Origin of the sequence: Nostocoides sp. (genome assembly GCF_037045025.1) — a bacterium.
In the GTDB taxonomy this organism is placed as follows: Bacteria; Actinomycetota; Actinomycetes; order Actinomycetales; family Dermatophilaceae; genus Nostocoides_A.
In genome coordinates this window covers 179,440-198,100 of record NZ_JBAOHM010000018.1, presented here as the reverse complement: position 1 = coordinate 198,100, position 18,661 = coordinate 179,440, and the positions used below count along the sequence as shown (strand labels likewise).

Sequence of the window (18,661 nt, the reverse complement as noted above, 5' to 3'; positions counted from 1 at the left end):
GCCTGGATGGGCCACGATGCCCGCAGGACCTGCGCACGCCTGGCCGGCGAAGGAGAAGGCATGGGAACCGTCAGCGGACTGGCCCGCATCGGCATGCGGGGCGTGCCGGCGCTCGTGCGCTCGGGCGTTGCCGGCGTCGCCAAACCGCTGGGGACCGCCTTGCAGGGGCTGCCGGTGGCGCCGGTTCGGGTGTGGCAGGAGCGCATCGGCCCGGACATTCCGCTCGGGTCGCTGCTCGGCGTCGAGAGCACGGTCGAGACCGTCGACGGCCTCCACCTCTATGTGTCCACGGACCCGCCCGAGGGCCCGGTCGAGCAGGATCTCACGTTGGTCTTCCTGCACGGCTATCTGGAGAACCTCCACTACTGGCACTACCAGCGGATCGCCTTCCGGGGCCGGGTCCGGGCGCTCTACTACGACGCCCGCGGGCACGGCAAGAGCCCGGTCGGTGAGCAGCCGATCACCATCGATCTGCTCGTCGAGGACCTGCGCCGGGTCATCGAGTCGATCGAGACGCCCGGGCCGCTGGTGTTGATCGGCCATTCGCTCGGCGGGATGACGCTGCTCGGCCTGGCCCGCAGGCATCCGGAGCTGGTCAAGGAGCGGGTCGCCGGCGTCGGGCTGATCGCGACGAGCGCCAATATGGTCGACTACGACATCGGGCTGCGCCGCTTCGGCGGCGCGTTGTGGAAGGTCGCGCCCTCGCGGATCGACCGCGGCCTGAAGAACCCGGGGCTGCGCGCGGGTGTCACCCGCTTCCGCGGCCTGATCGGCGCCCTGGAGTCCGAGGCGGTGCGCGAGATCGCCTTCGCCAGCGCGGTCTCCCCCGAGCTGTTGCAGTTCACCGCCGAGATGATCGGTGAAGCCAAGATCGAGACGTCGATCGGTGACCTGCTGCGGCTGTTCGGCAGCCACGATGTCACCGAGGCGTTGGCGAACCTGCAGCACGCGGAGGCGGCGGTCGTCACTGGCGATCGCGATGTCATTTTGCAGGTCGAGCACAGCGAGGCGATCGCCCGGGGCTTGCCCAAGGCGCTGTTCTCGGTCGTGCCCCGCGGCGGCCATCTGGTCTCGTTGGAGCATCCCGAGGTCGTCAACCCGCACCTTTTCGGCCTGGTGCAGCGGGTGCGCTACCGGCTGATCATCAACTGGTATCGCTCCGGCGGACGGCCAGCGGACGAGCCCCGAGAAGGCCGCCGATGAGGCGCCTCAACCCGATTCAGCGGGTCTTCTTGCGGATCGAGCAGCAGGACTATCCGATGGACACGATGGGCATCTATATCCTCGAGCCCACCGCGGACGGACCGCTGCCGTTCGAGACGGTTCAGGCGGCGATCGCCCAGCGAGTGGCGCAGACCCCGCTGTTGCGCCGCCAACTCGCCCAGACCTCTTATGGGTGGGGTATGGAACAGTGGATGCAGGTCGAGGACGTCGACCTCGACCATCACCTGACCCGGGCGATCGTGCCCCCGCCGGGCGACCTGCGCTCGTTGCTCGATCTGTCCGTGCGGCTCAGCGCCACCCCCCTTGACCGGCGCCGGCCGCTTTGGCGGGCCTGGTATGCCGAATCCGCCGCCCAATCGCGCACCGTGCTGCTGATCCGCGCCCACCAGGCACTTGTCGACGGGCTCGGCGGGCTGTCCGTCTACGACGCGTTCTTCGACACCCGGCCGGTCGCGGTCGACCCGGCGCGACAGCCGGAGCAGTTGCCGGGCGAGACGCCGCCGACGATGAGCGAAATGCTGGCCCAGGCCGTCCCCGAGATGATTTCGGCGGTCAAGGGGATGACCGGACAGACGGCCCGGCTGATCCGCGGCGCTCATCCCCGGCCACAGGTCAGCGAACGGCCAGCCGACTCGCGCCCGCGGACGCCCCCACGCACACCCTTCGAGCAGCGCGCGGGCAAACCCGCCAAGACGCTCGCGGCGATCTCGTTGCCGCGGGCCGACGTCGAGGCGGTGCGGCAGGTCAGGCCCGACCTGAGCACCGGCGATGTCCTGCTCACCCTGCTCACCGGGGCGCTGCGCAGCTATCTCGAGCGCAACCACGCCCTGCCCGACCGTCCGCTGCGCGTCGCCACCCCCACCCTGGTGCCCGGGCGTTCGGAAGGGGACAACGCGTTCTCGGTCATGCTCATCGACCTGCCCGTCGAGGTCGCCGACCGAGCCGAGCGCCTGGAGATGGTGCACCGGCTCAACAACAAGCGCCGGGCGGCATATCAGGAAGCCAAGACGAGCACGGACGCGGTGAGCGCGTTCAGCCAGCTGGTCCACCCCGGGCTCGTGGCGCCGGTGACGATCGCCCTCGGCAACCCGGCGATGAGCTTCTTGCCGCCGCTGGTCAACCTGACCTTCGCGAGCTTGACGATCCCCGGTGACGGGCCCCGCTATTTCGCCGGGACCAAGCTGGCGCACATCTATGGCCGCACCTTCGTCCTGCCCCCGCAGCAAGTCTTCGTCCACGCGGTCGTCTATGACCAGCTCGTCGAGTTCGGCGTCACCAGCCTGCGCCAGCCGCTGCCCAACCCGGAGGTGCTGATGACACTGGTGCGCGCGGAACTGGACGCCCTGGTCGCCCACGTGGGCGCCGGGGGAGGATAGCTCTCGGGTGATGGCGCGCGGCCGGCGCTTATTTGTCCTAGCGCTCGGGGCGTGAAACCCACCGGCGCGCAGTGGCGGCGACTGTCGCCCGCGATCGCAACCGTGCTGGTCGCTCTCGCCTTGGGCGGCGCAGCGCGGTCCGGTCCGGACCGCTCCGAGAGCATCCGAAGCGAACTGGCCGCGCACCCTGACGTCGCCGCGGTCACCGGGACGCGGCTGCGCGACCCGAACGCCTACACGATGAGCCGCAACTCCTGGCGTGAGTCTAATGCTGGAGCGGGTCGATCTCGACGGTAAAGACATCGTTGGCCCGGATGGGAAGCCACTCGCCAACCGGGGCGTCGCCCTTGACCAGATTGTTCGCGTAGGTCCCGATCAAGACGGTGCGCTGGTCGGCGCTGCCGCGGATCCGGTCGATCGAGGAGTTCAAGGGCACCCCCTTGCTGGTGACCGTGATCCGGGTCTGTCCCCGGGTCAGCCGGTTGTAGCGATAGAGGTCGGCCGGGATGAAATACGGCGCGGGCGGGCGGCGCATACAACCCAGCAGCAGGACTGAGCCGTCATAGTTCACCCCAACCGCCCCGGCCAGCGCGGTCAACCCGGTGTTGCGCTGGGTCAGGATCTGCTCCACCTTCAGATCCGAGACCCGCGAGAGCTGCACCACTCGGTCGATATCCTCATCGTTGATCTTCCACGACGTCACCACATGCCGGCCGTCCCCGGACAGGTACACCTGATCATTGCCGATACCGATGGTCGGGTCCACCCCCGGCGGCTTGGGGATGAACCGCCGTTTCCCGGTGGCCACGTCCAGCACGAACGGGACCTGACCAGCCGAGCCCGTGGACTCCGAGCCGGTCACCACGGAACCGTCCGCGCTGATCTCGTTCACATCGATCACGTCCCCGTGGATCGGCAGCTTGTGGAACCGCCCCGAGGGCCACTCCACCCGCCAGAACGACGGGTCATACCCCGGCCCCGGCCACCCCCCAGAAACCAGCAGCCATTTCCCGTCCGCACTCCAGTCCCACGCGCCGCCCTCGAACGGGCGGGTCGCCCCCGGCGGGGACTGCTGCGGCGTCGGCTCCAGCCGGCGCACCGCACCGCTGGTCAGATCCTTGACGACCAGACTCGCACGGGCATTCTTCGCCATCAGAACCGGGGAATGAGACGTGAACGCCACCCATCGCCCCGAGGGGGAGACCATCGGTAGAGAATTCTCCCCACCCCGGGCGGAGATGCCGTCCTGGTTCGCCGACGCTAGCGATAGCCGCTTAGACCCTTAGCTAAGAACCGGCCCTGGCCACCTTGATCCGGACCGGGAAGCGCTCGCCGACGGTTGCGGCGATCACGCCGTCGCCCGGCGCGAGGGCATCGAGGTCGGGCGAGAGCTCCAGGTGGGTGGCGAGCGTCTCGCCGGTGAGCAGGTCGCGATGGCCGGCCACCGCCCGGTGGACTTGCTCGGCGCCCGCAAGAGAAAGCGAGATCCGGTCCGAGACATCGAGACCCGCGTCGCGGCGGGCGCCCTGGACGGCTCGGATGAGATCGCGCGCCACCCCCTCCAGCTCCAGCTCGGGCGTCACGGTGGTGTCGAGCACGACGAACCCACCCCCGGGCAGCAGCCCGGTGGCGATCGAGCCGTCACCGGACTGGTCGACGACGGTCTCGAGGGTGTATTCCCCCTCGACGAGGACGAGCCCGCCGGCCGTCACGGTGCCGTCCTCGGCGACCGACCAGTCGCCGGACTTGGAGCCCTTGATCGCGGTCTGCACCTCTCGCCCCAGCCGCGGGCCGGCGGCGCGGGCGTTGACGGTCAGCTTCTGGGAGATCCCGAAGTCGGACTCATGCGCCTCGGTCACGTCGCGCAGGACCACCGACTTGACGTTGAGCTCGTCGGCGACCGTCGCCGAGAACGGCTGCAGCGCAGCCGAATCCGGCGAGACGACGGTCAACACCGACAACGGCAACCGGGTCCGCAGCCCCTCGGCCTTGCGCAGCGACGAGCCGATCGAGCAGATCGTCTGCAGCTGATCCATCGCGGCGACGAGCGCGTGGTCGGCCGGCAGGCACTCGGCATCCGGCCAGTCGGTCAGGTGCACCGAGCGGCCGCCGGTGAGCCCACGCCAAACCTCCTCGGTGACGAGCGGGAGCAGCGGGGCGGCGACGCGGCATACGGTCTCGAGCACGGTGTAGAGGGTGTCGAACGCATCCCGGCTGGCGTCCGAGACCTGCCCGTCAGCCGCCCAGAAGCGGTCGCGCGAGCGGCGGATGTACCAGTTGCTGAGGACGTCGAGGAAGGATCGGGTCAGCTCGCAGGCGCGCGGGATGTCGTAGGCGTCCTGCGCGGCCTGGGACTCCACCACGTACTCGCGCAGCTTGGCGAGAATGTAGCGGTCGAGGCCGTCGCGGGAGTCGGTGCGCCACGTCGCGTCATAGCCTGCGGCGTTCGCGTAGAGCGCGAAGAAGTACCACGAATTCCACAGCGGGATCATCGCCTGGCGCACCGCGGCCCGGATGCCACCCTCGGTGACGATCAGGTTGGCGCCGCGCAAGATTGGGCTGGCCATCAGGAACCAGCGCATCGCGTCGGCGCCGTCGCGGTCGAAGACCTCGGTGACGTCGGGATAGTTCTTCAGCGACTTGCTCATCTTCTGGCCGTCGTCGCCGAGCACGATGCCGTGGCTGATGCACGACTGGAACGCCGGCCGGTCGAAGAGCGCGGTCGCGAGGATGTGCAGGGTGTAGAACCAGCCGCGCGTCTGGCCGATGTATTCGACGATGAAGTCGCCCGGGAAGTGGTGCTCGAACCCCTCGCGGTGCTCAAAGGGATAGTGCACTTGCGCGAAACTCATTGAGCCGGAGTCGAACCAGACGTCGAGGACATCCTCGACCCGGCGCATCGTCGCATTGCCGCTCGGGTCGTCGGGGTTGGGCCGGGTGAGCCGGTCGATGAACGGGCGGTGCAGGTCAGGCTCGCCCTTCTCATTGTGCGGCAGCTGCCCGAAGTCGCGCTCCAGCTCCGCGAACGAGCCGTAGACGTCGATCCGCGGGAACTTCGGATCGTCCGAGCGCCACACAGGGATCGGGCTGCCCCAGAAGCGATTCCGCGAGATCGACCAATCTCGGGCGTTCTCCAGCCACTTGCCGAACTGGCCGTCCTTGACGTTGTCGGGAGTCCAGGCGATCTCCTGGTTGAGCTCGATCATCCGCTGCTTGAACTTTGTCACCTCGACGAACCACGACGACACCGCCATATAGAGCAGCGGCTGCTTGCAGCGCCAGCAGTGCGGATAGGAGTGCTCATAGGTCTCGCGGCGCAACAGCACGGTGCCGGCGGTGACGCCGCCGGAGTCGGCGTGCTCGCCGGTGGCGTCGGCCCACGTCCGGTTCTTCAGGTGATCGGCGATCAGCGGGTTGCCGTCGAAGACATGCAGGCCCTCATAATCGATCACCGGGAACGTGAACCGCCCGTCCGGCCCCACGGGGACAACGGTTTCCACCCCCGCCGCGTCCAAAGTGGCCTTGTCGTCCTCGCCGAAGCCCGGCGACATGTGGACGATCCCGGTGCCGTCCTCGGTCGTCACGAAGTGCGCCGGGAGCACCTGATGGGCGCGCGGATGCCCCTGGTAGTAGCCGAACGGCGGGGTGTAGGTCGAGCCGACCAGCTCGGCTCCCTTCAGCCGCGCCACGATCCGCGCTGACGGGTCCTTCCGCGTCGCCTTTGCGTCGTCGTCCTTGCCCGGCCAGAGGTCATTGGCGTATGCCGCCACACGCGACTGCGCGAGCAGGTAGCGCTCGGTCCGACCGGTCGCGGACGACTCCACCACGACGTACTCGATGTCCGGGCCGACAGCGACGCCCATGTTCGAGGGGAGGGTCCACGGCGTCGTGGTCCAGATCAGGGCGAGGGCACCGGCATACGGGCCGGTCGTGAGGCGGAAGCCGACGGTGACCGCCGGGTCCTTGCGGATCTTGTAGACCTCGTCGTCCATCCGCAGCTCGTGGTTGGACAGCGGGGTCTGGTCGTTCCAGCAATAGGGCAGGATCCGGAAACCCTCATAGACCAATCCCTTGTCGTAGAGCGACTTAAAGGCCCATAGCACCGACTCCATGAACGTCGCGTTGAGCGTCTTGTAGTCGTTGTCGAAGTCGACCCAGCGAGCCTGGCGGGTGACATAGTCGCGCCACTCGCGGGTGTACTTCATCACCGACTCGCGGCACTTGGCGTTGAACGCCTCGATGCCGAGCTCGAGGATCTCCTCCTTGGTCTTGATCCCGAGCTGGCTCATTGCCTCCAGCTCGGCGGGCAGACCGTGGGTGTCCCAGCCGAAGCGCCGCTCGACGCGCCGGCCACGCATCGTCTGATAGCGCGGGACGATGTCCTTGACATATCCGGTCAACAGGTGCCCATAGTGCGGCAGCCCGTTGGCGAACGGGGGCCCGTCGTAGAAGACGAACTCGTTGGCGCCGTTCTCTCCGGCCGGGCGGTTGTCGATGCTCGCCTTGAAGGTGGCGTCGGAGTCCCAATAGGTGAGGACGGCTTCCTCGATCGCCGGGAAGCGCGGGCTGGACGGGACGGCGCCGGCGCCGGTGGTGCTCGCCTTCGGATAAGCCATCGGTATGCGGTGCTCCATGCTCGGCCGGCCCTCGTGAGGCCGGTTGTGGTCCGGTCACGAGGACGACACCGGCCCGGGTGCGGGCCGCTACCGCGGTACCACCTCGCTTGCCGCAGGCTGCCCGCCCGGGTGGGCGCGCGGCATACGACCGCTCTGCGTGGGCTGTGACGGACCCCTCCCGTCCGGGTCTAGTGAGCGGGTCTCCCCGCCGTTCTTCCGGAGGCTCGCCGCTGATGACGGCTCGAACGCCAGTGGTCGGCAGTTTAGCCGCTGCCCGAGCCCGCCTGCCTGCCATTTGCGGCCGGCCACTCGGCAGTATGCCGCCGAGCCCGGGTCGCCCGCTGCGTGGCTCTGTGGCGCGCATCACGTTCAGCAGGCGCGAATTGCACCCCTCTCGCTAGAGTGAACAGGAGTCGATGTCCAGTCGACGGTTTCGGCGAACGGTGGCGGGCGGTCCGATGAAGGTTGCAGTGCTGGGTGGCGGTTCGTGGGGAACGGCGTTGGGCCGGACCTTGGCGACCAAGGGCTACGAAGTCCGGATGTGGGACATCGACGTCCCCACCCTGGAGGCCATGACAAATCTCCACGAGAACACCCGCTATTTGCCTGGGGTGCAGCTGCCGGACACGCTGCGCGGCGAACCCGATCTCGCGGTCGCCCTCGACGGGGTCGACCTGGTCGTCTTCGCCGTCCCGTCACACGCGATGCGTGGCGTCGGCACCCAGGCGGCCGAGCACATCCCTCCAGGTGCGCTGCTGTGCTCGGTGACCAAGGGCATCGAGGTCGACAACCTGATGACGATGAGCGAAGTGCTGCAGGACGTCCTCCCCCAGCACCTGCATAGCAAGCTCACCTTCCTCTCCGGCCCCTCCTTCGCCGTCGAGGTCGCCCGCGAGTTCCCGACGGCGGTCACCGTTGCCGGCACCGACGCCGAGGTCACCGCGGCCGTGCAGCACGCCTTCCACGCCCCCTTCCTGCGGCCCTATATCTCCGATGACGTCGTCGGCGTCGAGATCGGCGGCTGCGTCAAGAACGTCATCGCCATCGCCACCGGTGCGGCTGACGGCCTCGGCTACGACGCCAACACCCGGGCCGCGACGATCACCCGCGGACTGGCTGAGATGACCCGGCTGGCCGTTGCTCGAGGCGCCAACCCGCTGACGCTATCCGGGCTGGCCGGGGTCGGCGACCTCGTGCTGACCTGTTCCTCGGTCAAGTCGCGCAACTACCGCGTCGGCTATGCCCTCGGCCAAGGGCGCCGGCTCGATGACATCCAGACCGAACTCGGGCAGGTCGCCGAGGGCGTCCTCAACACCAAGAGCGTCAAGCAGCTCGCCGACCAGTCCGGGGTCTACATGCCCCTGACCAACACGGTCCACAAGTTGCTCTATGAAGGCGCGACCCTCGCCGCCATCGGCACGACGTTCGCCCCCGACCTGCCGTTGAAGTCCGAGCAGGAGGCGCACTTCAACTCCTTCCAGCCCACCGCGGAGTTGACCGGCGAGGGTCGCCCGCCGACGCCGGCCGGGTGACCCGCCCCGCACGCTGACCAGTCCCGCACGCACCCCATCATGGAGGCTCGGCCGGGCGCAGCGGGGCGCTAGGATGGTCGGGTGCCCGCGCCCGCGGGCGCACCGCGCGAGCGAGGGGAAGCCGGTCGAAGTCCGGCGCTGACCCGCAGCCGTAGGCCGTCCTTGAGGACGGTGAGCCGGAATGCCTCGACCGCGACGGGTTGACCTGTCGACCGCCGAGGAATGCGGGGCGCGGGCCCGGGCACCGGGACCTCGCCACGCCAGCGAGGAGCAGCTATCGTGTCCGCCCGCATCACCGCGCTTGCCGGGCTCGTCGGCGCGTTCATGCTCGCCCTGGGCGGCGCAGCCGGGACACCGTCCGCCGTGGCGAGCGAAAGTTCCGACGCCGCCGCCCACGCCGGAGCCTTCCTCGAGCGTGAGCTCGCCGCCGGTGGACACGTCTTTGACTACCCGGGCACCGACCAGGCCGACTTCGGGGTCACCATCGACGCTGTGCTGGCGCTCGCCGCGACGGGCACCGGCCCGGCGGAGGCGAGCGCGGCCACCCGGCAGCTCGAGACACACCTGGACGACTACCTCGGGCCGGCCTTTGGCACCACCGAGCTGTATGCCGGTCCGGTCGCCAAAACCGCCCTGCTCGCGATGACCATGGGTCAGGATCCGCGCGGCTTCGCCGGGCGCGACCTGCTTTCCGATCTCGCCGACCTGCAGACGAGCGGCGGCCGGTATGCCGACCGCACGGCATACACCGACACCTCCAACACCTTCACGCAGGGCCTTGCCCTGGCCGCGCTCGTCCGGGCCGGCGAGCAGGTGCCCTCGGTGGGCGTGGAGTTCCTGCTCGACCAGCGGTGCACCGACGGCGGCTTCAAGCTGTTCGTCGAATCGGACGAGTGCACCAGCGATCCCGACGCGACGGCCTTGGCGGTCGTCGCGCTGCTTGCCGTCGACGACGCCGCCGCCGAGTCGGCAGCGCAGGCCGGCCTTGACTTCCTCGTTGACCGGCTCGATGCCGACGGCGGCATCGGCGGGGGCGTCGGCGCCGAGAGCGCCAACACCAACTCGACCGGGCTCGCGGCGATGGCGTTCACCGCCGGGGGGCGCGCGGCCGAGCGTGAGCGCGCCGACGGCTTCCTCACCTCGATGCAGCTGGACTGCACGGCACCCGCCGCCGCTCGCGGGGCGATCGCCTACGACGCCGACGCCCATGCCGCGCTGGTCGCCGCCGGAGCCGGCGCGCAGGTCTCCGACCAGGAGCGCCGGGCGACCTCCCAGGCGGCGTTCGGCCTCGCCGGCGCCGACCTGTTGACCGTCTCGATCGAGGGAGCCACGCCGGGCTCCGACGGCTGCTCGGGGGGCCCGGGCACGTCCCCGCCCCCTACCTCGACGCCGCCGAACACGTCGTCGCCACCGAGCACCAGCGCCCCGCCGGCGTCGACGACGACCGTCACGACGACGGTCACCGCGCCGCCTGCGCGAGCGGTCACGGTCACCGTGACCGAGAACGCGGCGGTTGAGGGTTCCGGCGGCGACAACGCCAGGAGCGACGACGCAGGTGACGAGGCCTCGTCCGACGACCTAAGCGCCGCCGGGGGCGCAGCGAGCGTGTCGGCAACCGCGTCGACTTCGGCGACGAGCGCCGCCCCGGCTAGCGGGGCGATGTCGACCATTGCACCGACCGGGGCCGCTGCCCCCGCAGCGACCGCATCCACCGGGGGAGCCGGCCAACCGAATCCCCTATCTCCTCGCGGGCGGCATGGTGCTGCTCGGAGCCGCGGCAGCGGCATACATCCTCACCCGGGGAAGGACCTGACATGCGCTCGACCACACTCAGCCGGCTAGTCCCGCTCGTCGTCAGCGGGCTCTCCGCGACCGCCCTCGCCGGCCCGGTTGCTGCCTCGCCCAGTCCGACGGACGCACCGAGTTCGGTTGCGGCGCAATCGCTTCCAGTCTCCTGCCCGCGCGGTAAGGGCGTCACGGTCGTCGTCGACTTCGGCCCGAGCACGACCGTCAAATGCGCGACCGGTGACCCCAGCAGCGGGTTGGCGGCCCTGAGCGGCGCCGGCTTCAAGGTCGTCCAGGTGCAACGCTTCCCGGGCGCCGTATGCCGCATCAACGGCGTGCCGTCGCGCACCCAGGAGGCCTGCGTCGTCATGCCGCCCTCGACCCGGTACTGGTCCTACTGGCATGCCGTCCGGGGTGGCCGCTGGGTCTATTCCACGTCAGGCGCGGGCACCAACAACCCCAAGCCGGGCACCGTCGAGGGCTGGGCCTTCGGCGCCGGCAAGCCGCCGAGCACGCCGGTTCCGAGGTGAGCCGGCTGCTGCTTCGCCTGGCCGCCGGGGTCGCCGTGGCCACGCCAGGATTCGCCCTCGCCACGATCGGGGCCGGTCCCGCGGCCGCGGCGACGTGCTCGACGAGTAATGGCGTGAACGTGATCGTCGACTTCGGCGCGAGCATCCGGACCGGTTGCGCCGCAGGTGATCCTGCGTCGGCGTGGGCAGCGCTCCAATCGGCAGGGTTCTCGGTCGAAGGCACCCAACGCTTCCCCACGACGTTCATCTGCCGGGTCAACGGCTTCCCCTCACCGGCAGAGGAGGCCTGCATCCAAACTCCGCCGGCGAGCGCCTATTGGGCGCTCTGGTCGGCTCCTGCGGGGGGCAGCTGGAGCTATTCCAGTCAGGGCGGGGCCACACTGAACCCCGCGCCCGGGAGCGCGATCGGGCTGGCGTTCGGCGCCGGCGCGACCCCCGGGATGTCCCCGCCCGCGCCCCCGGCAGCCACCACGACGACCCGGCCGCCGTCATCGACCACCACGAGGCCGTCCACAACCACCCGGCCGCCCACCTCGCCGCCGGCGACGAACTCAACCCCGCCCCCGAGCCGGCCGGCCTCGACCCGCCCTCCGGCGGGTGGCGCGTCGAGCAAGTCGAGCGACTCGGCATCCGCCAGCGACTCGACCGAGACGGCCGTCGCTCTCCCGACCGTCACTGCGACTTCCACGACCGGTGTGGGCGCCGCCGGCGGGCGACCGGATGCGGCCGGGCCGGCGCCAGCCGCAACGGCCGCGGGCACCAACCCCGCGGTCGTCGTCGGTGGTGGGGCGGCGATCGCCCTGCTACTCGTCGGTGGCGCAGTTGTCGTTCGCCGGCAACGGGATCGGGCAATGCAGGAGTGACGCGCCATCTGCATCCGGTGGCGTGGTGGTGCTGGGCGATCGGGCTCGCCGCTGCGGTGAGCATGACCACCAATCCGCTGCTGCTCGCCCTCGCCCTCGCCGTGATCACACTCGTGGTTCTCGCCCGCCGAGACGCCTCTCCCTGGGCCCGCGCCTTCCGCCTATATGCCGTGCTCGGCGCGATCATCGTGGCCGTCCGGATGGTGTTGCACCTGGCCGTGGGGCTGAAGTTCGGGACGATCCGGCTGCTGCCGCTGCCCCAGGCGCAACTCCCCTCGTGGGCCGCGGGCATCCAGCTGGGCGGAACCGTCTATCTCGAGGGGCTGCTCGGCGCCGCCCTGGAAGGCGCCCGCCTCGGCACGATGATCATCGCCGTCGGCGCGGCCAATGCGCTGGCCAGCCCCAAACGCCTCCTTAAGGCCTTCCCCGCCGCGCTGCATGAGATCGGCGCGGCCCTGGTCGTCGCCGTGACCGTCGCGCCGCAACTGGCTGCGAGCGTGCAGCGCGTCTCCCGGGCCCGGCAACTGCGCGGGGACGGTGGCAGCGGCATCCGAGCCGTGCGTCGGATCGCGATGCCCGTGCTGCAGGACACCTTGGACCGGTCGTTGCTGTTGGCGGCGGCAATGGACGGGCGCGGGTATGGCCGCCGCAGCCCCGGCAGCGGCAGCCGGTTGACGGCCGGGGTCATGGTGCTCGGGTTGATAGGAGCGTGCGTGGGCAGTTATGGCCTGCTCGACACCACGACGCCGGCGGCGATGGGCCTGCCGGTGCTGTTGCTTGGTGCGGTGTTGTGTCTCGCCGGCCTGTATCTCGGCGGCCGGTCGCTGCCGCGGAGCATCTATCGCCGCGACCCCTGGGCGGCGCCGGAGTGGCTCACAATCGCGTGCGGCGCGCTCCCACTCGCGGCGATGATCGTCACCGCCCGGCGCGACCCCGCTGCTCTCGGTATGCCGCTCGTCCCCCGCCTCGGTATCCCCGCGCTGCCGCTGCTGCCGGCCGCAGGACTGCTGATGGCTGCCCTGCCCGCGGTCGTGACGCCGGTGCCGCCGCTAGCCAGCGTCCGCGGGACACGGGAGGGCGAGTGATGTTGGGAGAGAACGCGGTCAAGATGCAGGCGGTGTCGGTCACCTATGCCGATGCCGCTCAGCCGGCGGTGCGTGACGTCTCGCTGACGATCGAGGAGGGCGAGCTGGTCCTCGTGGCTGGGCGCACCGGGTCGGGCAAGTCGACGCTGCTGGGGACGCTCAACGGGCATGTGCCGCACTTCACCGGTGGGCTGTTGCGCGGCAGCGTGCGCGTCTTTGGCCGGGACACGGCGACCCACCGCCCGCGCGATCTCGCCGATATCGTCGGCGTCGTCGGCCAGGACCCCGTGGCCGGGTTCGTCACCGACACCGTCGAGGAGGAGCTCGCCTATGGCATGGAGCAACTGGGCCTGCCCCCAGCGACGATGCGCAAGCGGGTCGAGGAGACACTCGACGTCCTCGGCATCGCCGAACTGCGCCACTCCCCCCTGACCGATCTGTCCGGTGGCCAGCAGCAGCGGGTGGCCATCGGGTCGGTGTTGACCGCCCACCCGCGGCTGCTGGTGCTCGACGAGCCGACGTCGGCGCTCGACCCGACGGGTGCCGAGGAGGTCGTGGCGACGATCACCCGGCTGGTGCACGACCTCGGGGTCACCGTCGTCATCGCCGAGCACCGCCTGGAGCGGGTGTTGCAGTATGCCGATCGCGTCGTCCACGTCGCCGCTACCCGGGTCACCGACGGCCTACCCGCGCAGCTGATGGCGACGTCGACGGTCGCTCCCCCGGTGATCGAACTCGGCCGCCTGGCCGGGTGGTCGCCCCTGCCGGTCAGCGTCCGCGACGCCCGCCGCGCCGCCGCGCCCCTGCGAGCCCGCCTCGCCGGCCAGGTCGGTGGCGGTGGCGGTGGCGGTGGCGGTGCCCCGGTCCCCCGTGCAACTTCTGCTAGCCGTGCACCTTCTGCTAGCCGTGCAACTTCTGCTAGCCGTGCACCTTCTGCTAGCAGAGGTTCCTCGCTGCCAACTAGCTTGCACGGTAGTGCTCATCTTGCAAACCCTGCTAGCAGAAGTTCCTCGGCGGGCCCGTCGAGCTCCCGTCACGTCGAGCCGGGCATCGCGGCGAGCGTGCTGCGGGTCGAGCACGGGCGGGTGGTGGCGGTGGCCGGAGTCGACGTGAGCTTCACGTCCGGACGGGTGACCGCGCTGATGGGTCGCAACGGCGCGGGCAAGTCCTCGCTGTTGTGGGCCCTGCAAGGCACCGGGACCCGGACTCGGGGGCGGGTCGCGCTCGCCGACGGCACCGACCCGAGCGCGCTGAGTCCGCACGCTCGGCGACGTCGCGTCGGCTTGGTGCCGCAGTGCGCCAGCGACCTGATCTACCTCGACTCCGTCGGGGCCGAGTGCGCCCAGGCCGACCGCGAGAGCACGACGTCCCCGGGCACGTGTGCCGCCCTACTGGAGCGGCTCGCCCCCGGCATACCTGCCGAGAGGCACCCTCGGGACCTGTCCGAGGGCGGCAAGCTCGCGCTCGTCCTGGCCGTGCAGATCACCGCCAGCCCCGAGGTGATCCTGCTTGACGAGCCGACCCGGGGACTGGACTATGCCGCCAAGGCCGCGCTCGGCGCCACCCTGCGGCAGCTCGCCCACGAAGGGCACACGGTCGTCATCTCGACCCACGACGTCGAGTTCGTCGCCGACAGCGCCGACGAGGTCGTGCTCATGGCCGAGGGCGAGGTCATCGCCCAGGGGCCGACCGAGGAGGTTGTCGCCGCCTCGCCCGCGTTTGCGCCGCAGGTTGCCAAAATCCTTGCCCCGCATCCGATTCTGACCGTCGCCCAGGCGGCCACGGCACTCGATCTCCACCGGTCAGCAGCGGGATCGGGCGGCGACCACCACCTTCCCCGCGGGTCGCAACCTGCCACCGGCCAGCCAGTCCCTGGCGGGACACAGCCGGCTGCCGAGGACGATCCCCCGCAACCCTCCCGAGGGTTCCCGTGAGCCGGTCACCATCACCTCGCGTCCTGCGGCTTCGGCCTCGCTCGCTGATCGCGATCCTGATCACCAGCCTGTCCGGACTGATCGCGTTCGGCTGGCCGTTGATCGTCGATCCCGGTGCCGGACTCGCCCACGGCGGCGACGCGCCGCTCGTATTCGCGTTGCTGCTCCCCCTCCTGCTCGCGGTCGTCGTCGCCGAGATCGGCGAAGGCGGTCTGGACGTCAAGGCCGTGGCCCTGCTCGGCGTTCTCGCGGCGGTCGGCGCGGTGCTGCGGCCGATCGGCGCGGGCAGCGCCGGCGTCGAGATGGTTTTCTTCCTCCTCGTGCTGGCCGGCCGAGTCTTCGGCGCGGGGTTCGGCTTCGTCCTCGGCGCCGTCACGCTCTTTGCTTCGGCCCTGCTCACCGGCGGCGTCGGCCCCTGGCTGCCCTACCAGATGCTCGGCGCCGCCTGGGTCGGGCTCGGCGCCGGCCTACTCCCCCAAGCAAGAGGCCGGGCCGAGATTGCGCTGCTTGCGGCATACGGGGCACTGGCGGGGCTGCTGTATGGCTGGTTGTTGAATTTTTCATTCTGGCCGTTTGCGGTCGGTGCCGGCACCGGCCTGTCCTTCGAGCCCGGCGCGCCGGTTTGGGACAACCTGCACCGGTTCGCGCTGTTCTCGCTCGCGACCAGCCTCGGCTGGGACTTGGGTCGCGCGATCACCAATATCGTGCTGATCGTGCTCACCGGCCCCGCCGTGCTGGGGGCGCTGCGTCGGGCATCTCGGCGAGCGGCGTTCGAGACGCCGGGACACTTCGCGTCCGGGCCCGTCTCGGTGATAGAAACGGCCCCATGACCACGGCCGCCCTGACCTGGACCAATTCCGCCCCCGTGACCTGGATGGCAGCATGACCTGGACCGACGTCGAGCGACAGCTCGGTTGGCTCAGCCAGGAGGAGTTGGACACCGCGCGCGGTCGGCTGCCCATCCTCTATGTCGAGGCCGTCCCCGTCCGGGTCGACGCGGCCGGCGCCGTCACCGCGGTCGGTCTGCTGCTGCGCGCCAGCGATGACGGCGCAATCCAGCGCGAACTCGTCTCCGGCCGCGTCCTGTATCACGAGAAGGTCCGGGATGCGTTGATGCGGCATCTGGAGAAGGATCTCGGCCCCATGGCGCTGCCCCGGATCCCCGCCAGTCCGGTTCCGTTCACGGTCGCCGAGTACTTCCCGACTCCGGGCGCCACCGCCTTCCACGACCCGCGTCAGCACGCGGTCGCCCTCGCCTTCATCGTCCCGGTCGCCGGGGATTGCGCGCCGCAGCAGGATGCGCTCGACCTCGCTTGGCTCTCACCGGAAGAGGCCGCGCACGCGCGCATCCAAGCCGAGATGTTCGGCGGCCATGGCGTGCTGCTGCGCCAGGCCCTCGCCCACCTCGGCCACCCGATCTGAGAACGCATAGTCCACGGTCACCGGCGCGTGATCGCTCATAAGGACGCCGGCAACCTCCCGGGCCACCCAGGTCCGCACGGCCGTGCGCGCCAATCCCGGTGTGGCAAAGTGATAATCGATCCGCCAGCCCGAATCGACCTCGAAGCTCCGTCCCATCCAACTCCACCACGAGTACGGCCCTGGCGCATCGGGATGCAACCGCCGCACCACGTCAACAAGCGTTCGCGGCGACAGCATGCCGTGCAGCCAGGCGCGCTCCTCCGGCAGGAACCCGACGGCATTCCTTGCGCGCCGCCACGCCGCCACATCCAGGTGCGTGTGTGCCGCGTTGAAGTCGCCCATCACAACGAACTCCCGCCCGCGCACGCGCGCCGCACGCCGTGCCCGCGCCACATGCCGAGCGAGCCCCGCGGCAAAGCGCATCTTCCGCCGGTATGCCGCTCCCCCGTCCGGCTTCTCCCGCATCCGCCCCGGCAGCTGCAGATGCGCCGGCAACCCGCCTTTGGGCACATACACGGACGCAACCGTGAGCGGTGCGTCGGCGAGATCGACCTCGAGATAGCGGCCCTCGGCGGCATACGCCGGCAGCTCGCGGGCGAGCGTGAAGCCGAACCCGCCGGGCTCGCTCCAGGTGCGCACCGCCTTCGGCGGCAGGCGGGTGAGGATCGCCACGCCATTGCGCCCGGCCCGGTTCCCTTCATCGTATGCCGCGTGCAGCCCGCCCCACACCCCCGCCGGCAGCGCTCCCTCCGGGCAGCGAACCTCTTGCAGCGCAACTACATCGGGTGATGTGGCCGTGAGCCAGTCGCCGAAGCCGCGCCGCTGGGCCGCCCGGATCCCGTTGACGTTGACCGTCGAGATTCGCAGCACGCCGCCGATCCTACGACCGCTGGTAGCGTCGCCGGCATGCCCACCTGCTCCCGGACCGCTCTCGCACTGGTCCTGCTGGGCTCCCTGCTCGGTTCCCATGCCACCGCCTCGACCACCGCCAGCCCCCTGGCCGCGTCCCCGGGAGAGCGAACCGCGCGAGCTGATCGGATCACCCTGGCGGACAACACCATCCGAGGAGTCACCGCCGAGAACATGCACAACCTCGACGCGCTGGTGACCGCCTTGCGCGCCCACCGCGTCCGCCCGACCGTGCGGATCGTCTTCCAACAGGGCGAGCCACCGGGCAGCTATCGCGCCGCCGTCCGCCGGATCAGCCCGTATGCCGACATCCTCGGCCTCCTGCTCGACTCCACCGCCGTGCGCACCACCAGCGTCGCTCAGGTGCGGGCCCGCGCCCGGGCCTACGTCCACGAGTTCGCCCGCGACGTCGACATCTGGGAAATCGGCAACGAACTCAACGGCGAATGGCTCGGGTCGCCGGCGTCGATCAACGCGAAGGTGGCTGCGGCATACGACGTGATCGAGGTCGAGAACGCGGCGCTCGGTCTGCGCTCGGCGATCACGCTGAACTATTGGCCGAGCCACGACTGCTATGCCCACGACTGGGAGGCGACGCTGCCCTTCGCCCGGCAGCTGCCCGAGCGGGTGCGCCGCGGCAGCGACTATGTCCTGCTCAGCTTCTATGAGACGGCCTGTGCGCCGCCCGCCCACCCGAGTGCGGCCGACTTCGCGCGCGTCCTGCGCGCCGTGGGATCCATTGCCCCGCAAGCCAAACTCGGCATCGGCGAGATCGGCGCCCAGGGCAAAGACGACGGGCTGCCCCGTGACCCGAGCCTCGCCGAGAAGCAGCGGGTCGCCCGCACCTACTACGGGATGCACCGGCAGCTGCGCTCGAGCCTCGGCCCGCGCTTCGTCGGCGGCTACTTTTGGTGGTATTACGCCACCGACGCCGTCCCCAGGGACCGGCCCGGGTCCTTGTGGCCCACCCTGGACGCCCTGCTGACGTCCTTGGGCGGGGGCTCCCTCCACGCCCGCAACTCAACGGACGCAATAGCCCCCCAGCGGACGCACCGCGGCGGGAGGGACGAGTCAGGAGTTGAACTCGTCTCTGACTCGGGACATATCGCGCAGATCGAGGGCGGCGGCCTCCTCGGGCGTCGGCGCGGTGCCGCCGAGTCGAGCGGGCAAATAGCGCCGGTCCTCCCCGGTCAGCGGCGGGTAGGCCAGCTGCTGCCGGTCGAGCTGGGCCTGCATCGCCGCCTTCAGCCGCCGGGTCGCCTCCTCGACATCGCCACCGCGCTCGACCCAGATCGGTTCGCCCACTTCGATGAAGATCGGTATGCGGCTGCGCCCCCGGTGCCGCGGCGCCTCCTTGGTCCACACCCGCTGCGCACCCCATAGTG

15 protein-coding genes and 1 riboswitch are annotated in these 18,661 nt (G+C 70.4%); of the genes, 11 read left to right on the top strand and 4 right to left on the bottom strand.

The annotated features are described in order from the left end of the window. Nucleotides 1–60: 60 nt before the first annotated feature. Nucleotides 61–1,203 carry an alpha/beta fold hydrolase gene (locus tag V9G19_RS26140; protein ID WP_462288311.1) on the top strand — a complete coding sequence of 381 codons (1,143 nt, stop codon included), beginning with the start codon at nt 61–63 and terminating at the stop codon, nt 1,201–1,203. Next, nucleotides 1,200–2,600, top strand: coding sequence for a wax ester/triacylglycerol synthase domain-containing protein (locus V9G19_RS26135; RefSeq protein WP_462288310.1), 1,401 nt, complete (start codon nt 1,200–1,202; stop codon nt 2,598–2,600). Before V9G19_RS26140 ends, V9G19_RS26135 begins: the two co-directional genes overlap by 4 nt. A gap of 265 nt (nt 2,601–2,865) precedes the next feature. Here V9G19_RS26135 and V9G19_RS26130 read toward each other — a convergent pair whose 3' ends face one another. Both V9G19_RS26130 and ileS read right to left on the bottom strand, forming a co-directional pair. Beyond that, the gene (locus tag V9G19_RS26130; protein ID WP_462288309.1) at nt 2,866–3,753 is read right to left on the bottom strand and encodes a hypothetical protein; all 888 of its coding nucleotides are present in this window, start codon (nt 3,751–3,753) and stop codon (nt 2,866–2,868) included. Between the two features lie 133 nt (nt 3,754–3,886). Then, nucleotides 3,887–7,216, bottom strand: a complete 3,330-nt coding sequence (gene ileS / locus V9G19_RS26125) for an isoleucine--tRNA ligase (protein WP_462288308.1) — start codon at nt 7,214–7,216, stop codon at nt 3,887–3,889. Nucleotides 7,217–7,674: 458 nt separating this feature from the next. On the opposite strand from ileS, the gene V9G19_RS26120 reads away from it, so the two are divergent. The 3 genes from V9G19_RS26120 (at nt 7,675) to V9G19_RS26110 (ending at nt 11,063) form a co-directional block, all read left to right on the top strand. Beyond that, complete coding sequence (locus V9G19_RS26120; protein ID WP_462288307.1) at nt 7,675–8,748, top strand: NAD(P)H-dependent glycerol-3-phosphate dehydrogenase; 1,074 nt, start codon at nt 7,675–7,677, stop codon at nt 8,746–8,748. A 115-nt stretch (nt 8,749–8,863) separates the two neighbouring features. Continuing rightward, a riboswitch (cobalamin riboswitch) is annotated at nt 8,864–8,934 on the top strand. A 93-nt stretch (nt 8,935–9,027) separates the two neighbouring features. Continuing rightward, nucleotides 9,028–10,590 carry a hypothetical protein gene (locus V9G19_RS26115; RefSeq protein WP_462288306.1) on the top strand — a complete coding sequence of 521 codons (1,563 nt, stop codon included), beginning with the start codon at nt 9,028–9,030 and terminating at the stop codon, nt 10,588–10,590. Beyond that, complete coding sequence (locus tag V9G19_RS26110; protein ID WP_462288305.1) at nt 10,563–11,063, top strand: hypothetical protein; 501 nt, start codon at nt 10,563–10,565, stop codon at nt 11,061–11,063. Before V9G19_RS26115 ends, V9G19_RS26110 begins: the two co-directional genes overlap by 28 nt. 364 nt (nt 11,064–11,427) lie before the next feature. Here V9G19_RS26110 and V9G19_RS26105 read toward each other — a convergent pair whose 3' ends face one another. Then, nucleotides 11,428–11,739: a hypothetical protein gene (locus V9G19_RS26105; RefSeq protein ID WP_462288304.1), complete on the bottom strand. Its 312-nt coding sequence runs from the start codon at nt 11,737–11,739 to the stop codon at nt 11,428–11,430. Nucleotides 11,740–11,758: 19 nt separating this feature from the next. Between V9G19_RS26105 and V9G19_RS26100 the strand changes: the two genes are divergently transcribed. The 5 genes from V9G19_RS26100 to V9G19_RS26080 are packed head-to-tail and all read left to right on the top strand — an operon-like array spanning nt 11,759 to nt 16,367. Then, nucleotides 11,759–11,926, top strand: a complete 168-nt coding sequence (locus V9G19_RS26100) for a hypothetical protein (RefSeq protein WP_462288303.1) — start codon at nt 11,759–11,761, stop codon at nt 11,924–11,926. Further along, complete coding sequence (locus V9G19_RS26095) at nt 11,923–13,011, top strand: CbiQ family ECF transporter T component (RefSeq protein ID WP_462288302.1); 1,089 nt, start codon at nt 11,923–11,925, stop codon at nt 13,009–13,011. Before V9G19_RS26100 ends, V9G19_RS26095 begins: the two co-directional genes overlap by 4 nt. Further along, the gene (locus tag V9G19_RS26090; protein WP_462288301.1) at nt 13,011–14,945 is read left to right on the top strand and encodes an ABC transporter ATP-binding protein; all 1,935 of its coding nucleotides are present in this window, start codon (nt 13,011–13,013) and stop codon (nt 14,943–14,945) included. The genes V9G19_RS26095 and V9G19_RS26090 overlap by 1 nt, the downstream gene beginning before the upstream one ends. Continuing rightward, complete coding sequence (locus V9G19_RS26085; protein ID WP_462288300.1) at nt 14,942–15,775, top strand: ECF transporter S component; 834 nt, start codon at nt 14,942–14,944, stop codon at nt 15,773–15,775. Before V9G19_RS26090 ends, V9G19_RS26085 begins: the two co-directional genes overlap by 4 nt. A 52-nt stretch (nt 15,776–15,827) precedes the next feature. Beyond that, nucleotides 15,828–16,367 carry an NUDIX hydrolase family protein gene (locus tag V9G19_RS26080; protein WP_462288299.1) on the top strand — a complete coding sequence of 180 codons (540 nt, stop codon included), beginning with the start codon at nt 15,828–15,830 and terminating at the stop codon, nt 16,365–16,367. Here the strand turns inward: V9G19_RS26080 and V9G19_RS26075 are convergent. Beyond that, nucleotides 16,266–17,237, bottom strand: a complete 972-nt coding sequence (locus tag V9G19_RS26075) for an exodeoxyribonuclease III (RefSeq protein ID WP_462288298.1) — start codon at nt 17,235–17,237, stop codon at nt 16,266–16,268. The genes V9G19_RS26080 and V9G19_RS26075 overlap by 102 nt on opposite strands. Nucleotides 17,238–17,273: 36 nt before the next feature. Here V9G19_RS26075 and V9G19_RS26070 point away from each other — a divergent pair, with 36 nt between their 5' ends. Continuing rightward, nucleotides 17,274–18,659, top strand: coding sequence for a hypothetical protein (locus V9G19_RS26070; protein WP_462288297.1), 1,386 nt, complete (start codon nt 17,274–17,276; stop codon nt 18,657–18,659). The last annotated feature ends 2 nt before the right edge of the window (nt 18,660–18,661 follow it).

Bases quoted from the DNA above. Each gene is read 5' to 3' on its own strand.
- V9G19_RS26140 (WP_462288311.1), top strand. From the start codon at position 61: ATGGGAACCGTCAGCGGACTGGCCCGCATCGGCATGCGGGGCGTGCCG.
- V9G19_RS26135 (WP_462288310.1), top strand. From the start codon at position 1,200: ATGAGGCGCCTCAACCCGATTCAGCGGGTCTTCTTGCGGATCGAGCAG.
- V9G19_RS26130 (WP_462288309.1), bottom strand. From the start codon at position 3,753: ATGGCGAAGAATGCCCGTGCGAGTCTGGTCGTCAAGGATCTGACCAGC.
- ileS (WP_462288308.1), bottom strand. From the start codon at position 7,216: ATGGCTTATCCGAAGGCGAGCACCACCGGCGCCGGCGCCGTCCCGTCC.
- V9G19_RS26120 (WP_462288307.1), top strand. From the start codon at position 7,675: ATGAAGGTTGCAGTGCTGGGTGGCGGTTCGTGGGGAACGGCGTTGGGC.
- V9G19_RS26110 (WP_462288305.1), top strand. From the start codon at position 10,563: ATGCGCTCGACCACACTCAGCCGGCTAGTCCCGCTCGTCGTCAGCGGG.
- V9G19_RS26090 (WP_462288301.1), top strand. From the start codon at position 13,011: ATGTTGGGAGAGAACGCGGTCAAGATGCAGGCGGTGTCGGTCACCTAT.
- V9G19_RS26080 (WP_462288299.1), top strand. From the start codon at position 15,828: ATGACCTGGACCGACGTCGAGCGACAGCTCGGTTGGCTCAGCCAGGAG.
- V9G19_RS26070 (WP_462288297.1), top strand. From the start codon at position 17,274: ATGCCCACCTGCTCCCGGACCGCTCTCGCACTGGTCCTGCTGGGCTCC.